The organism is Acinetobacter sp. YH12134 (assembly GCF_013418555.1).
Classification (GTDB): Bacteria; Pseudomonadota; Gammaproteobacteria; order Pseudomonadales; family Moraxellaceae; genus Acinetobacter; species Acinetobacter indicus.
Map to the genome: position 1 here is coordinate 23,671 of NZ_VPBT01000010.1, position 16,464 is coordinate 40,134.

Below are 16,464 nucleotides of genomic sequence, written 5' to 3' on the forward strand. Positions count from 1 at the left end.
TCTGCTAATATTCCCGCCGAAAGATTTACTCTTCATAAGTATAGTATATAAATAAGGCGTTAAAATGCTAAAGCTCTCTGACCTGAAAATTGCCGTAATTGGTTTAGGCTATGTTGGTTTGCCACTTGCCGTGGAATTTGGAAAAAAGGTTCCGGTAATTGGATTTGATATTCACAAAAAACGGATTGAAGAATTACAAAGTGGCCAAGACCATACTCTAGAAGTATCACCAGAAGAGCTGCAACAGGCGACACAACTTTCTTATTCCGCCAATTTGGATGATTTAAAAAGCTGCAACTTTTTTATTGTGACGGTTCCGACCCCCGTTGATCATGTTAATAGACCTGATTTAACCCCTTTACAAAAGGCTAGCGAAACGATTGGTCAGGTATTAAACCCAGGTGATATTGTGGTGTATGAGTCTACTGTGTACCCGGGTGCGACTGAAGAGGTTTGTATTCCTGTTTTAGAAAAAATATCAGGTTTAAAATTTAACCAGGATTTTTTTGCAGGTTATAGCCCAGAGCGAATTAATCCGGGTGATAAAGTCAACACCCTGACTAAAATTAAAAAAATTACCTCAGGTTCTACCCCAGAAATCGCTGAGCTGGTAGATCAGGTATATAGCAGTATTATTACTGCAGGTACACATAAAGCTTCGAGTATTAAAGTCGCAGAAGCAGCAAAAGTCATTGAAAATACCCAACGTGACTTAAATATTGCCTTGGTGAATGAGTTATCGGTTATTTTTGATCGGCTTGGTATTGATACTTTAGATGTGCTAGAAGCCGCAGGCAGTAAGTGGAACTTTTTGCCATTCCGTCCAGGCTTGGTTGGTGGGCATTGTATTGGCGTCGATCCCTACTATTTAACCCATAAAGCTGAAGAAGTGGGTTACCATCCACAGGTGATTTTGGCCGGGCGTCGTATTAATGACAATATGGCACGTTATGTGGCGCGTAATACAATTAAACATATGCTTAAAAATGGTATTGATGTTCCGCGTGCAAAAATTGGTGTATTAGGGATTACCTTTAAAGAGAATTGTCCAGATATCCGTAATAGCAAGGTTGAAGACCTGATTAAAGAGTTTCAAACCTGGGGTGCACAGGTTGTGGTCTGTGATCCATGGGCAGATGCAGAAGAAGTACGACAAGAGTATGGGGTGGAGCTTTCAATTATTGATGCAGAGCATCCTGTAGACAGCTTGGTTGTTGCTGTCGGACATAATGAGTTCCGCCATCTTAGCCCCGAGCAGCTACGTAGCTATGTAAATAATCCTAAACCTGTGATTGCTGATGTCAAAAGTCTGTTTAACCGTGATGAACTAACAGCACAAGGTTTTACTGTATTCCGTCTTTAACATAAATTAATCAATTGTAGTGAACAACATGAAAAAATTTGCCCTCATTGGTGCTGCAGGATATATCGCACCACGTCACTTAAAAGCAATTAAAGAAACAGGTAATACTTTAGCCGTTGCTATGGATGTGAATGACTCTGTTGGGATTATGGATAGTCATTTCCCTGAAGCCGAGTTTTTTACTGAATTTGAAGAGTTTGAGGCTTATGTAGAAGATCAAAAACTCAAAGGTGAAAAGCTGGATTATGTTGCGATTTGTTCACCAAACTATCTACATGCACCTCATATGAAATATGCCTTAAAAAATGGCATAGATGTGATTTGTGAAAAACCATTGGTACTTAATTCAGAAGATTTAAATCTGTTATCTGAATATGAAAAACAATATGGCGCAAAAGTAAACTCGATTCTTCAATTACGCTTACATCCTTCAATTATTGCATTACGTGATAAAGTCCAAGCTGCGCCAGCAGATAAAATTTTTGATGTAGATTTAACTTATCTTACGTCACGGGGTAAGTGGTATTTAAAATCATGGAAAGGGGTTGATAATAAATCGGGTGGTGTAGCAACCAATATTGGTGTGCACTTTTATGACATGCTGCATTTTATTTTTGGCAAAATTGTGAAAAATGAAGTGCATTATCGTGATGAAAAAACTGCATCAGGCTATTTGGAATATGAACGTGCCCGTGTACGCTGGTTCTTGTCGATTGATGCTAATAATTTACCTGAAAATGCTGTACAGGGCGAGAAACTGACGTATCGTAGTATTACTATTGAAAATGAAGAGCTTGAATTTTCAGGTGGTTTTACAGATTTACATACTCAAAGTTACCAACGTATTTTGGAAGGTAAAGGCTATGGGGTAGAAGAAAACCGTGCTGCGATTGAAACCGTTGAAGTGATTCGAGTTGCGCCAGTTGTCGAAAATCCAACTAATCCGCACCCATTGTTGGCAAAAGTAAAATAAGAAAGGAAGAGACGATGAGTTTTTATCAACACGAAAGCGCCATTGTAGATGCAGGTGCACAAATTGGTGATGGTTCACGAGTCTGGCATTTTGTACATGTATGTGGTGGTGCAAAAATTGGCCGTGGCGTTTCATTGGGGCAGAATGTTTTTGTGGGCAATAAGGTCGTAATTGGCGACTATTGCAAAGTACAAAATAATGTGTCGGTTTATGACAATGTCACCCTTGAAGAAGGGGTGTTTTGTGGGCCGAGCATGGTATTTACCAATGTATATAACCCTCGCTCACTCATTGAACGTAAAGATGAATACCGTAATACGCTTGTGAAAAAGGGTGCAACATTGGGTGCTAATTGCACTATTGTTTGCGGTGTTACGATTGGTGAGTATTCATTTGTAGGTGCGGGTGCTGTAGTAAATAAAGATGTACCTGCTTATGCCCTGATGGTAGGTGTACCTGCAAAACAAATTGGCTGGATGAGTGAATTTGGTGAACAATTGGATTTACCGTTAGAGGGTGAAGCACAAGTTGCATGTGAGCATACTGGGGCAATTTACCGACTAAATGGTAAGGTTGTAACAAAAGAGCAGGCTGCCGCATGATTGAATTTATTGATTTAAAAGCACAGCAATCACGTATTAGAACTGAAATTGATGCCGGTATTCAGCGTGTTTTAGCACATGGTCAGTATATTTTAGGCCCAGAAGTTAAAGAGTTAGAAGAAAAACTTGCTGCTTATGTGGGTGCAAAATATTGTATTACCTGTGCCAATGGTACTGATGCTTTACAAATTGCCCAAATGGCATTTGGTATTGGGCCAGGCGATGAAGTGATTACTCCAGGATTTACCTATATTGCAACGGCTGAAACAGTGGCTATATTGGGGGCAAAACCTGTTTATGTAGATGTAAATCCAAAAACCTATAATCTGGATGTTGAACAATTAGAAGCAGCCATTACACCACGTACTAAAGCTATTATTCCTGTCAGTTTATATGGGCAATGTGCAGATTTTGATGCAATTAATGAAATTGCCGCGAAGTATAATATTCCTGTCATTGAAGATGCTGCGCAAAGCTTTGGGGCAACATATAAAGGTCGTAAAAGTTGTAATTTAAGTACCGTAGCATGCACTAGCTTTTTCCCAAGTAAGCCTTTAGGCTGCTATGGAGATGGTGGAGCGATCTTTACCAATGATGAAGAACTAGCAAAAGTGATTCGCCAAATTGCACGTCATGGGCAAGACCGCCGTTATCATCACATTCGTGTAGGTATGAATAGCCGTTTGGACACATTGCAGGCTGCGATTCTTTTGCCAAAACTTGAAATTTTGGATGATGAAATGCAGGCGCGTCAGCGTGTTGCAGAAACCTATACCAAACTGTTTAATGAAGCGGGTATAGATACGACTCCATGTATTGAAGCACATAACCAAAGTGCTTGGGCGCAATATACCATTCAAGTTGAAAACCGTGATGATGTGCAAGCGAAGCTGAAAGAGCAGGGTATTCCTACAGCGGTACATTACCCAATTCCATTGAATAAGCAGCCAGCAGTTGCTAATGCGAATGTAAGCTTACCTGTGGGTGATGCAATTGCTGAACGTGTAATGAGTTTGCCAATGCATCCTTACTTGACTGTAGAAGCTCAAGAAAAGATTGTTGTGGCACTTTTGAGTAAATAAGTTGTGAAAAGCCTTCTTGATAAAGTTAATGCAAAGTTAAATGCACAAGGGGGCTTTTTAAAAGCGGTATCAGTGTTGGTTGGAGGTACTGCTTTTGCTCAGTTAATTGGTTTTTTGTGTTTACCAATATTAACCCGTTTATATACACCAGAAGACTATTCTGTTTTAGGTGTTTATGTTGCTATTGTTTCTATTTTAGCTGTGGTTTCTTGTTTAAGATTTGATATAGCCATTCCTATTCCAGAAAATGAAAATGATGGAAAGGCTTTATTATTTTTGTCTTTTTTAAGTAATACAATTTTTAGCATAATTCTTTATGTAGTACTTTTTATAAGTTATCCATACATACAACATTATAAAATAATTGATCAGCTATCTTACTGGATTTGGTTAATTCCACTTGGTGTATTTGTATCAGGGTTTTACTCTGCTCTACAGTTTTGGGCAACACGACATAAAAGATTTAAAGATATTGCTAAAACTCGCATGACACAAGCTATATCTGGAAATGCTGTAAGTTTAGCTGGTGGTATGTTTTCTGTTGGGTTTGGTGGGTTGATTGTTGGGCAGCTTTTAAATTTCTCTGGTGGACTTGTTAAGTTAGCCGTGAGTGCTAAAAAGGATTTAGCTGTTGTTAAAAGCAGTCCATTAAAAGCGACATTTGCAAAGTATAGCAATTTTCCCAAGTATTCTACTTTTGAAGCATTGGCTAATGTGAGTGCAATTCAACTACCTTTGATTCTTTTGGCGAGTTATATAATTGGGCCAACAGTTGGGTATTTAATGCTTGCTATGAAGGTTTTAGGTGTGCCAATGGGGTTAATTGGCTCTGCATTCTCACAAGTATATTTAGCAAATGCAAGTAGTCACTTCGAGAGTAATACGTTATATTCATATACAAAAAACGTAATATTTAAAATTTTAAAAATCACAATAATTCCTTTTCTATTGTTAGCTTTGATATCACCATATATTTTTGGGTATATATTTGGTAAAAACTGGAATGATGTTGGCTTATATATTTTAGCTATGTTGCCATGGTATTTTATGCAAATATTATCATCACCAGTTTCAATGTCGCTACATATTATATCTAAACAAAAACTGGCATTATTTCTTCAAATCTTTGGTTTTATTATTAGAGTAATTATTCTTTTCTTGGTGATATTAGCTTGGCGCTATTATTCCTTGGCTTGGTATGTTATTTCAGGTTTTTTGTTTTATTTTTTATATCTTATAGTTATTTTGCTGAATTTGAAGAGGTTGGATTTTAATGATTAATTCAATTAAATGAATGTAAATTATGTTTAAATTTAATTTTTTAGCGAAATTTATAGATATCAAAATATTATTTAGATGTAATTTTTTTAAAACCCAAATATTTTTTGAAAAGATTTTTTTATGAAAGGTATAATTGCACCAAATATAGGTTTAATAAATTTAAGTACGACTTTAATGTTAATGCTTTTTTTATCATTTTTAAAAGTCGTGAATTCTAATTTTTTAAAATTAATGGGAGATTTTTTCTTACTGACTTCATTAATCGTAATATTATTTATATCAATTTTTAATTTTAGAGTTTTTTTAAAAATCAATAAAAATATTTTATTTTCATTATTGCCATTGTTATGTATAGGGCTTGTTTATTTTATAAATACTTTTTTTTCTATTAATCCTATTATTTCATTGCAACGTTCTTTTTTAATTTTTTTAATTTTTTTTGCCATGTCTTATTTTTATAAGGTTGGTTTGATTGATTATGGTAGCACTTTAAGAAATAAGTTATACTATTTACTTTCGATTATTCTAATATTAATTGTAATTTATTATTTTATTAATCCGGGATTTAGTAATTATCAGTCCTTTTTCTTAAATCCAAATGCATTTGGTATGTATACAGCCTTGCTATTCTTAAGCTTAATCTATTTAGGAGGAAAAAAATTTAAGTTTCTAATTTTTTTAATAGGTTTGTTTTTTGTTTATATAAGTTCATCGAGGACTTCATTACTTGCATATATTTCTTCATGTGCTTTTATTTATTTTGGTTATTATTTTTACGCTAGTAAAAAATTATATATATCAATAATTTTTTTACTTATTGTTTTTGCTATAGCTGTTATTTATTTTATGGCCTATTTGGATCTAACAAGCTATAATGAACTGGTTAGGGGATATACTGGTAAAAATTTACTTTCTGGTCGTAATGAAGTTTGGCCTTACGTTTTAAATTTAACTCAACAACATCCATATTTGGGATGGGGTGGAGGGGTAAATTTAAGCGATATCGGTTTTTATACCTTTTCTAGTCATAATTTTTATTTACATACAGCTTTACAAATTGGTTATTTTGGTGTTTTTTTGGTATTTGTTTTTTATGTAAAGTTTTGGAATTTTATACTAAAGGGCAAATATAACAGAAATATTTACTATGCAAATGGCTTATTTATTTATTTGATTTTAATCCAAAACTTTGAAGTTACTTTGTTGCAGAATAATTTAGCAATGAGTGTGCCTGTTTTATGCTTAATATCATATATAATTGGTAATAGTTTATCTGAAAAAAAAGAGATTAATAAATTATGAATATTATTTTTCATTGCCCATTTCCATTAGATTATAATGCAAAATCTGCAAGTGGTATTAGGCCAATTAAAATGCTAAATGCTTTCCAATCTCTAGGATATAATGTTGATTTAGTTGTAGGTTATTCAAATGAAAGAAGTATAGCAATAAAAAAAATAAAAGAGAAAATAAAAAATGGTTTTAGCTATATTTTTGTTTATTCAGAAAGTTCTACTATGCCTACAGCATTAACAGATCAACATCATTTACCATTGAGACCATTTCTTGATTTCGATTTTTTTCAATTCTTGAAAAATAAAAATATTAAAATTGGTCTTTTTTATAGAGATATACATTGGAAGTTTGATCATTATGGTGTAGGGCTTTCTTGGTATAAAAAGCAATTAGCTTTATTTTTCTATTATTTTGATTTAAAAAAATATAATGAATTAGTGGACGTTTTTTATCTGCCTTCAATGCAAATGGGAAAATACATTGATTATATTGATGAAACGAAATTTAAAGCTCTTCCACCTGCACATGATTTAAGTTCTTATCAAAATATTACTCCTCTGGATAATATTTTAAATTTACTATATGTAGGTGGCGTAGGCGAGAATTATAAATTAAATAAATTGTTCGAAGCTATGATTTTAATTCCTAAAGTTAATTTAACGATTTGTACTCGAGAGGCTGATTGGAAAAAAATCAAGGATAAATATACTGTTATCCCAGAAAATATTAAAATAGTACATGAAAGTGGTGAGGAACTTGATGAGTTATATAATGTATCACATATAGCATTGATTTTTGTTGAGCCAAAAGATTACTGGGATTTTGCAGTCCCATTTAAGTTATTTGAATATATTGGTAGAAATAAACCAATAATTTGCTGTAAAAAAACATGGACTGGTGATTTTGTTGAGCAAAATAATATAGGGTGGTCAATTGATTATAATGTTCAAGCATTCATAGATTTAATATCAAATTTAAATCCTTCTATTATTAGAGATAGGACCGAAAAGGTAATTGAGATAAAAAAAAATGAGAGTTGGATAAGTCGAGCTAAACAAGTTATACGCGATTTAAATAGTTGAAGGTAGAATATGAAATTAGTTATTCTTTCAAGTGCAAATAGTATTCATACTATTCAATGGGCGAAATATTTAGCTAATTCAGGGATTGATGTACATGTTGTGTCTCAACATTCAGCTAGTCAAGATTTTCCCCAGCAGATTACTATTCATACTTTGCCATTTAAAGGTTTTATGGGTTATTTTTTTAATGTTTTTGCATTAAAAAAACTGTTAAAAGAAATTAAACCAGATATCTTAAATGTTCACTATGCCAGTGGTTATGGTGCGACTGCGCGTTTAGCCAACTTTCACCCATACGTACTTTCTGTTTGGGGAAGCGATGTCTTCGAGTTTCCTTATCGTTCATTTTTTCATAAAAAATTACTTCAGCAAAATCTCAACAGTGCGGATGTTATAGCATCTACCAGCCTAAGCATGGCTAAACAAACTCAGCAATTTGTAGACGGCCATAAAAAAATTGAGATTACGCCTTTTGGTGTAAATCTAGAAAAATTTAACCCTATTTGTTTTGATAAAAATGCGAATGTTAAAACGATTTGTATTGGTACGATTAAAACGCTTAAACATGTATATGGTATAGATATCTTATTAAATGCTTTATCAATCGTTTATAAAGATATAAAAATTGAATTTCCTCAAATTGCTAACCAATTAAATTTTAGAATCGTTGGTGGTGGGACAGATATGGATGAACTTAAAAAGCTTGCTGTCGAATTGGGAATAGATCATCTAACACATTTTACTGGATCTGTGTCTCATGAAGAAGTTCCAGCAGAATTAAATCGCTTAGATATATATGTTGCACTGAGTCGGCAAGAAAGCTTTGGTGTTGCTGTGGTTGAAGCTCAAGCTATGGGTGTTCCTGTCATTGTATCAAATGTAGGTGGCTTACCTGAAGTTGTGCAAAATGGGAAAACAGGTTTTATTGTAGATAGTGAAAATCCGCAACAAGCGGCAAATGCTATTAAAAACCTGATTTTGAATACTGAACTTAGGCAAGCTATGTCTGTAGAAGCTAAACAATTTGCACACTCAAATTTCTCATGGCAATCGTGTGCAAACAAAATGTTAGATGTTTATCGGAATACATTAAAAAATTTTAAAGTAAGGTAATTAGTATGAAAATTCTTACAGTAATTGGCGCGCGCCCACAATTTATTAAAGCGAGTGTAGTATCAGCTGCGATTGAAAAAACAGCGGGTTTGTCTGAAGAGATTATTCATACCGGTCAGCATTTTGATGCAAACATGTCTAATATTTTCTTTGACCAACTAGGTATTCCAAAGCCTCATTACCAATTAGATATTAATAGCGGTAGCCACGGTTCTATGACTGGTCGTATGCTTGAAGCGATTGAAAAAATTTGCTTAGAGTCAAAACCAGATCGTTTAATGGTTTATGGTGATACCAATTCAACTCTAGCAGGTGCTTTAGCTGCCTCTAAACTACATATTCCTGTTGCGCATATTGAAGCAGGTTTACGTAGTTTTAATATGCGTATGCCAGAGGAAATTAACCGTATTTTAACTGATCAGGTGAGTGATATTTTATTTTGTCCAACTGAAACTGCTGTTAAAAACTTGAAAAATGAAGGTTTTGAGTCTAAACCAGTTCAGGTTTTAAATGTGGGCGATGTGATGCAAGATTCATCAATGTTTTTTGCTGAGCGTGCAGTAAAAGGTGAAGCACTTAAAGCTGTACCTGAAAGTAATTTTATTGTTGCTACATTGCATCGCGCAGAAAATACCGATGATCCTGTACGCTTAAAAGCAATTGTGGATGCGCTGAATTACATTCATAAAAATATTTTACCAGTTGTACTACCTTTACATCCACGTACACAAAAAGTTGTGAAATCTTTAGGTTTAAAGCTTGAGATGTTAGTTTTGGAGCCTGTGGGTTATTTAGAGATGATCTGGTTGTTAAAGCATTGTAATGCTGTAGTTTCTGATAGTGGTGGTGTACAAAAAGAAGCATTTTTCTTCAAAAAACCATGTATTACCATGCGTGACCAAACCGAATGGGTCGAGTTAATTGAAAATGGTGTGAATGTGCTTGCGGGTGCAGATACTCAAAAAATTATTGATTTCACACAAGCTATGTTAAATAAAACCATTGAAGATCCTTCGAATTTATACGGCGGCGGTAAAGCATCGCAAAATATTGCCAATGTATTAGCGAGTATTTAAAGACTTATGAGCCAACAAAAAACAATTTGGATGATTAACCAGTACGCATCAACTCCAGAAACAGGTTTTATTGGAAGACATTATTATCTAGCTGAGGAGTTATCCAAACTGGGTTATCGTGTTTATGTGATTGCTGCATCTTATGCGCATAGTCAAAGCAATCCTGTTTCATTTGATGGAAATTATCGTATTGATACATTTAATGAAAATTTTAAATTTGTTTGGCTCAAAGTTCCAGAGTATGAAAAATCTACAAGTAAACGTCGAGTGCTTAATTGGTTCGAATTTGCCTATAAAATTACAAAGTTAAATAAGATCATTCCTCATAAACCCGATGTCATTCTTTACTCATCATTAAGTCTAGTTGGTTTTTTAGGAGCGGAAAGACTAGCACTTAAAAACAAAGTACCACTATTTTTTGAAGTGCGTGATATTTGGCCATTAAGCTTAATTGAAATTGGTGGAGTATCATCATCACACCCCTTTGTACGTTTTTTACAATGGGTAGAAGATAGAGCGTACAGAAAGTCTGATAAGGTTATCTCTAACTTAAAAAACTCAGTAGTACATATGGTATCCCGAGGTCTTGATCCTAAGAAATTTCATTGGATTCCAAATGGGGTTTCGCCAAGTGAGGGGGTACAGTGTCAAGAACTTGATGTCGAAATAAATGCAAAAATTCCTCAAGATAGATTTGTAGTTGGTTATACGGGTAGTATAGGAATCGCTAATTGTTTACAAAATCTACTCGATGCGGCATATGCTTTAAAGAATGATCCTAATTATCTATTTGTTATTGTTGGAAAAGGGGAATATAAGGCTGTTCTACAACAGCGCATCATTGATGAACATTTAGATAATGTTTTGATACTTGATCCTATTCCGAAGACTCAAATACCAAGTATGCTTAGTCGATTTGATGTTTGCTATATTGGTTTAAAAGACGATCCTTTATTTAAATATGGTGTTTCCCCTAATAAATTATTTGACTATTTTTATGCTGCAAAACCGATTATTTACGCTATTGATTCAGGTGCATACAAGCCAGTTCTAGATGCTAAAGCTGGATATGAGATTAAACCAGAAAACTCTAATGAATTAGTACAGGCAATTCAGCAATTAGCTTCATTGACTGATATAGAGCGTAAACAAATAGGGCTAAATGGCAGAAAGTATGTTGAAGAATGGCATGACTACAGTTCATTGGCTAAAAAATTAGAAAAAGTTATGTTTAATTACTAAGTTAATTAGAGGTCGTGGGCTGAGAGAATATGAGAATTTTAGTAACAGGTGCCTCTGGCTTTGTAGGGCAAACATTAATACAAAAACTACACCAAAATAGAAGCTTGGAGTTAATCGTCTTATCAAGAAAAGCGGTAAAGACACTACATAATGATGTCCGTCAACTAGTTGGGAATGACATTTTCTCAATACAATGGTCTGAAGATATTGATGTTGTTATCCATTTAGCAGGCCGTGCTCATATTTTAAATGATCAAACTATAGACCCATTAGTAGAATTTCGCAAAGTTAATGTAGAGGGCACTTTGCAACTGGCGCGTCAGGCTTTGGACAAAAAAGTAAAACGCTTTATTTTTATGAGCTCTATTGGTGTCAATGGTGCGGTGACCTTACAGCAGCCATTTACAGAAGATGCTGCACCTCAACCCCATGCAGATTATGCTGTTTCCAAGCTAGAAGCAGAACAAGCACTTAAAAAACTATTTGCTGGATCAGACACAGAATTAGTGATTATTCGTCCCCCCTTGGTTTATGCAGCTCATGCGCCAGGTAACTTTGCTCGTTTACTCAAATTAGTCGCAACCAATCTACCTTTACCCTTTGCACGTACACAAAACAAACGTAGTTTTGTCGCACTAGAAAACTTGGTAGACTTTATTCAAACCTGTATCGAACATCCAAATGCAGCCAATCAAACATTTCTAGTCGCAGATCAAACTCCTATTTCTACACGTGAGCTGGTGCAATACTTAAAGCAGGGCATGGGAAAACCCGCACGTTTTATTTATATTCCGCAACCGCTTATGAAACTAGGCGCAGCATGTATTGGCAAATCCAAGCTCTATGAGCAGTTATTTGAGTCACTAGAAGTCGATACCACCAAAGCTCAGAAGTTGTTGGGTTGGACAGCACCATTGAGTACCCAGCAAGCGATGCTGCAAGCGGGTCAAAATTATTTAAAATTGAAAGAGTAATTTACGCATGTCAATTTTTGCACTGAGCATCGTATTTTTTATACTGACATTACTATTCACAGGCTACATGCGTCATTATGCCATCAAGAAAAATATAATAGACAACCCCAATGAACGTAGCTCTCACAGTGTACCTACGCCACGTGGTGGTGGTGTTGCAGTCGTATGTAGCTACTTGTTGGCGCTGGCGGTGTTGATCTATAACCAACAATTGACGCTACATATTGGCTTAACTCTTATGGCAGCGGGTTTTGTTATCGCTTTGCTGGGCTTTTTAGATGACCATGGCCATATCAATTCCATGCTGCGCTTAGCCATACATTTTTTAGTGGCGATTGGCGTGGTGATGAGCTTGGGTGGTTTTGCTGAAGTGACCGTTTTTAATAGTTTAGAGCTGGGCTTTATTGCCAATATTATTGCTGTACTGTTTTTGGTATGGTTGCTGAATCTATATAACTTTATGGATGGCATTAACGGTATTGCCAGTGTTGAGGCCATCACCACCACAGTCAGTATGGCAATTTTATACGCTATACTAAATACCTCAATTAATTCAGATATCCTGTGGTTATTGGCCGCCTGTGTATTTGGTTTTCTATTATGGAACTTTCCCAAAGCTAAAATTTTTATGGGTGATGCCTGTAGCGGATTTCTCGGTCTCACTTTGGGTATTTTGGCGCTCATCGCCCTCAAAGAAAATTTAGCCCTGTTTTGTGCATGGATTATTTGTTTAGGGGTGTTTGTGGTGGATGCTACTTATACCCTTATTAAGCGCGTGCTGAGCGGCTATAAAATGTATGATGCCCATCGTAGCCATAGTTATCAAATCCTGTCTCGCAAATGGGGGAGTCATACACCTGTGACATTGGCGGTAGCCGCGATTAACCTATTGTGGTTATTGCCACTAGCCTATTATACCGTTACCCAGCCATTGGCTTATCCGGAATTTATGGTATTGGTGGCCTATTTACCGCTTATATTAATAGCAATAAAACTAAAAGCAGGACATCCAGATGCCTAAAAAAAATCTGCTAATTCTGGGGGCAGGGGGCTTTGGTCAATCCATTGCTGAAGTAGCAGCGTTATCTGCACAATGGCAGCAAATTTACTTTGTGGATGACCGCTGGCCTGAGCAAAAACAAGTAGGCCAATATTCAATTATCTCAAATATTCAAAACTTGTCTCAGCTTCAGCAAGAAAATGTGGAGGCAATTGTTGCGGTTGGAAATAACCAAATACGACAAAAATGGCAACAATTACTGCTTGATTTATCAATACCACTCGCCACTATCATACATCCACAGGCTGTAATTTCACCTTCTGCTCAAATTGGTCAGGGGGTAAGTATTATGGCAGGGTGTATAATTGGCACGAATACGATTATTCAAGATGGTGTGCTTCTTAATATTGGGACCTTGCTAGATCATGATGTGGTGATCGAACACTTTAGTCATTTAAGTGTTGGTGTAAACATCGCAGGCGGACAGAGAATTCCGTCTGGCTCTTTTTTAGAGGTGGGGACCCGTATTGGACATAAATCTTAATAACAAATTCTTTTAAATTAAGATATGACTTATTGAAAATTATATGAAATCCATCGTTATTCCTCTCGTCGAATCCCCCCGTGCTGCCAAATTGGCTTTTCTGGTCATTCTGGATTTCTGTGTATTTCCAGTCCTAATCTGGCTGTGTTATGCCATTCGTCAGTTTGACCTTGGTGCAGAGGTGGTGCCGAATATTCCGTTTGGTTCACTGTGGGTCAGTGCAATTGCGGTTATCCTGCTGTTTGTGTTCGGGGTGTATCGCTTTATTGTACGTACCTACAATGAAGTGTTTATGGTCAAACTGGGCCTGGCGACTTTCCTGGCAGTGGTGGGACTCTATGCCTTGGCCTATTTAACAGATGCTTTTATTCCAACTTCTATTCCACTGATGTTCGGCTTTATGATGTTCGCCTGGGTGTGGTTTAGCCGTGGGATCATCCGTTTTATTGTCCGTTCTTATGTGCAGGCGGGCGTACCGAAAAAACGCATCGCGATTTATGGGGCAGGCAATGCCGGCCAGCAGGTCGCTGCGACTTTAACCCGTTCCAATGAACATTTACCCATTTTCTTTATTGATGATAATCCGTCCTTAAGCGGACAGAATATTGGTGGCATTGATGTCTATCTGCCGGAAACAGCACTTAAATGTTTTGGCAAATTGCGCATTGATGAAATTTTAATTGCCTTACCCTCTGTAGGGCGTAGCCGCAAAAGTGAAATCGTTAAATTTCTGGAACCGGCACATTTAAAAATTACTGAAATTCCGGGCCTGACCAAACTGGTGGATGGTGAAATCCGCGTCTCCGATATTCAGGAAGTCGATATTATTGACTTGCTGGGCCGTGATCCGGTGCCGCCTGTGGCAGAGCTGCTGGAAAAAAATATTAAAGACAAAGTGGTGATGGTCACGGGTGCTGGTGGTTCAATTGGTTCTGAATTATGCCGCCAGATTATTAAAAACCAGCCACAGAAACTGGTGATTTATGAGCTGACCGAATTTGCCCTGTACAGCATTGATAAAGAACTGCGTCTGGCGTCCAATGTCGAAATTATCCCGATTCTGGGTACGGTTCTTGATCAGGCCAAACTGGAACGGATTATTGAACAGTATGCAGTGCAGACGGTCTATCATGCGGCGGCGTATAAGCATGTACCATTGGTAGAATGTAACCCGATTGCTGGTCTGAAAAATAATGCAATTGGTACCGCTTTTAGTCTGAATGCTGCGGTGAAAAATGGGGTTGAAACCTTTGTGCTGATTTCGACCGACAAAGCGGTACGTCCGACCAATGTCATGGGTGCATCAAAACGTATGGCCGAGCTGTATTGTCAGGCCATGGCGGAAGCGCAGGACCAGACCCAGATCAGTATTGTACGTTTTGGGAACGTGCTTGGTTCATCGGGTTCTGTGGTGCCATTATTTAAACAGCAGATTGCCAAAGGCGGCCCGATTACTGTGACCCATCCGGATGTGACCCGTTTCTTTATGACCATTCCCGAAGCCTCACAGCTGGTGATTCAAGCCGGTGCCTTGGGTCATGGTGGCGATGTGTTCCTGCTGGATATGGGCGAGCCGGTACGGATTCAGGATCTGGCCCGTCAGATGATTGCGCTGAGTGGCCTGAAAGTTCGTGAAGCCGATAGTCAGGACGGCGATATTGAAATCCAGTACTCCGGTTTACGTCCTGGTGAAAAACTTTACGAAGAATTACTGATTGATGCCGATAATACCGAAGTGACGCAACACAGCCGGATTTTACGTTCTTATGAAAAAATGTATCCTCTGGATGAGTTATTGCAGGTGTTTGAACGCTTCAATGATTTAACTGCCGTGCAATCGGATATTGATTGGGCATTAAGCCAGCTGGAGCACTATGTTGATGGCTATCAACGTGGTAAAGAAGTCAAAGTAAATTAAAATATTGAGATTAGGTCAAAGCAGATGATTAAGAAGGCGATTTTACCTGTTGCAGGTTTGGGTACCCGTTTTTTACCGGCCAGTAAATCTATTCCCAAAGAAATGGTGACGGTGGTCGATCGTCCAGCGATTGAATATGTGGTGCGTGAAGCGGTTGCTGCCGGTATTGAACAGATTATTCTGGTCACGCATTCTTCCAAAGCATCAATTGAAAACTACTTTGACCGTAACTTTGAGCTAGAAACCACATTAGAGCAGAAGCAAAAGTGGGATTTGCTAAAAGAAATTACCGAAATTTTACCGCCGCAGGTCAGCGTGGTCAGTGTGCGTCAGCCACAGCCGCTGGGCCTGGGTCATGCAGTACTGTGTGCCAAAGATATTGTCGGTGATGATGCTTTTGCCGTGTTACTGCCAGATGTACTGGTCAAAGATCAGGCAGAAAAAAATGATCTGGCTTTAATGATTGAACGTTTTAATGCCACCCAAGCAGCGCAGATTATGGTCGAAGCTGTGCCGGCGCATCTGGTCGATCAGTATGGCATTGTGGATGTTGCCGCTGCCCCTGCAGAGGGCCAGAGTGCGGAAATGCAGGGCATTGTCGAGAAACCAGCGGTCGGTACTGCACCTTCTAATCTTTCCGTAATCGGGCGTTATGTATTGCCGGCCAAAATTATGCAGCTATTGGCCACCACGCCAAAAGGGGCCGGGAATGAAATTCAGCTGACCGATGCCATTGCCGCATTACAGCAGCTGGAAACCGTCGAAGCCTACCGCATGAAAGGTCAGACCTTTGATTGTGGCAGCAAACTGGGCTATTTAAAGGCCGTCTTGTATTACGGAGTGGACCATCCAAGTTTAGGTGAAGCATTTAAACAGTTGATTCAGGAACTTAAAGACTAATACGGGGCAGAGGTCAGC

15 protein-coding genes are annotated in these 16,464 nt (G+C 37.4%); all 15 read left to right on the forward strand.

What is annotated here, in order from left to right:
* The first annotated feature begins 64 nt into the window (after window positions 1–64).
* The 15 genes from tviB to galU all read left to right on the forward strand — a co-directional run bounded on the left by tviB (window position 65) and on the right by galU (window position 16,446).
* Window positions 65–1,363: a Vi polysaccharide biosynthesis UDP-N-acetylglucosamine C-6 dehydrogenase TviB gene (gene tviB, locus FTU69_RS07475; RefSeq protein WP_180103661.1), complete on the forward strand. Its 1,299-nt coding sequence runs from the start codon at window positions 65–67 to the stop codon at window positions 1,361–1,363.
* Between the two features lie 28 nt (window positions 1,364–1,391).
* Window positions 1,392–2,336: a Gfo/Idh/MocA family protein gene (locus FTU69_RS07480; protein ID WP_104490019.1), complete on the forward strand. Its 945-nt coding sequence runs from the start codon at window positions 1,392–1,394 to the stop codon at window positions 2,334–2,336.
* A gap of 14 nt (window positions 2,337–2,350) precedes the next feature.
* Window positions 2,351–2,938 (forward strand): UDP-2-acetamido-3-amino-2,3-dideoxy-D-glucuronate N-acetyltransferase, encoded by a 588-nt coding sequence (gene wbpD / locus FTU69_RS07485; protein ID WP_180103662.1) that lies wholly within the window; start codon window positions 2,351–2,353, stop codon window positions 2,936–2,938.
* The gene (locus FTU69_RS07490; RefSeq protein ID WP_180103663.1) at window positions 2,935–4,020 is read left to right on the forward strand and encodes a DegT/DnrJ/EryC1/StrS aminotransferase family protein; all 1,086 of its coding nucleotides are present in this window, start codon (window positions 2,935–2,937) and stop codon (window positions 4,018–4,020) included. The genes wbpD and FTU69_RS07490 overlap by 4 nt, the downstream gene beginning before the upstream one ends.
* A gap of 3 nt (window positions 4,021–4,023) precedes the next feature.
* Window positions 4,024–5,301, forward strand: coding sequence for an oligosaccharide flippase family protein (locus FTU69_RS07495; RefSeq protein ID WP_180103664.1), 1,278 nt, complete (start codon window positions 4,024–4,026; stop codon window positions 5,299–5,301).
* A gap of 120 nt (window positions 5,302–5,421) precedes the next feature.
* Complete coding sequence (locus FTU69_RS07500; protein WP_180103665.1) at window positions 5,422–6,603, forward strand: O-antigen ligase; 1,182 nt, start codon at window positions 5,422–5,424, stop codon at window positions 6,601–6,603.
* On the forward strand, window positions 6,600–7,679 hold the full coding sequence (locus tag FTU69_RS07505; protein WP_180103666.1) for a hypothetical protein: 1,080 nt from the start codon (window positions 6,600–6,602) through the stop codon (window positions 7,677–7,679). The genes FTU69_RS07500 and FTU69_RS07505 overlap by 4 nt, the downstream gene beginning before the upstream one ends.
* A gap of 9 nt (window positions 7,680–7,688) precedes the next feature.
* The gene (locus FTU69_RS07510; protein ID WP_180103667.1) at window positions 7,689–8,792 is read left to right on the forward strand and encodes a glycosyltransferase; all 1,104 of its coding nucleotides are present in this window, start codon (window positions 7,689–7,691) and stop codon (window positions 8,790–8,792) included.
* A gap of 5 nt (window positions 8,793–8,797) precedes the next feature.
* Window positions 8,798–9,868: a non-hydrolyzing UDP-N-acetylglucosamine 2-epimerase gene (gene wecB / locus FTU69_RS07515; protein ID WP_218946415.1), complete on the forward strand. Its 1,071-nt coding sequence runs from the start codon at window positions 8,798–8,800 to the stop codon at window positions 9,866–9,868.
* 6 nt (window positions 9,869–9,874) lie between these two features.
* Window positions 9,875–11,110 carry a glycosyltransferase family 4 protein gene (locus FTU69_RS07520; RefSeq protein WP_180103668.1) on the forward strand — a complete coding sequence of 412 codons (1,236 nt, stop codon included), beginning with the start codon at window positions 9,875–9,877 and terminating at the stop codon, window positions 11,108–11,110.
* 29 nt (window positions 11,111–11,139) lie between these two features.
* Window positions 11,140–12,084: an NAD-dependent epimerase/dehydratase family protein gene (locus FTU69_RS07525; RefSeq protein WP_180103669.1), complete on the forward strand. Its 945-nt coding sequence runs from the start codon at window positions 11,140–11,142 to the stop codon at window positions 12,082–12,084.
* 7 nt (window positions 12,085–12,091) lie between these two features.
* Window positions 12,092–13,105, forward strand: a complete 1,014-nt coding sequence (locus FTU69_RS07530; protein WP_180103670.1) for a glycosyltransferase family 4 protein — start codon at window positions 12,092–12,094, stop codon at window positions 13,103–13,105.
* Window positions 13,098–13,628, forward strand: a complete 531-nt coding sequence (locus FTU69_RS07535; protein ID WP_156188687.1) for an acetyltransferase — start codon at window positions 13,098–13,100, stop codon at window positions 13,626–13,628. The genes FTU69_RS07530 and FTU69_RS07535 overlap by 8 nt, the downstream gene beginning before the upstream one ends.
* Before the next feature lie 43 nt (window positions 13,629–13,671).
* A complete protein-coding gene (locus FTU69_RS07540; RefSeq protein ID WP_180103671.1) occupies window positions 13,672–15,546 on the forward strand; it encodes a nucleoside-diphosphate sugar epimerase/dehydratase in 1,875 nt (624 codons plus the stop codon).
* Window positions 15,547–15,570: 24 nt separating this feature from the next.
* A complete protein-coding gene (gene galU, locus FTU69_RS07545) occupies window positions 15,571–16,446 on the forward strand; it encodes a UTP--glucose-1-phosphate uridylyltransferase GalU (protein ID WP_180103672.1) in 876 nt (291 codons plus the stop codon).
* Window positions 16,447–16,464: the final 18 nt, after the last annotated feature.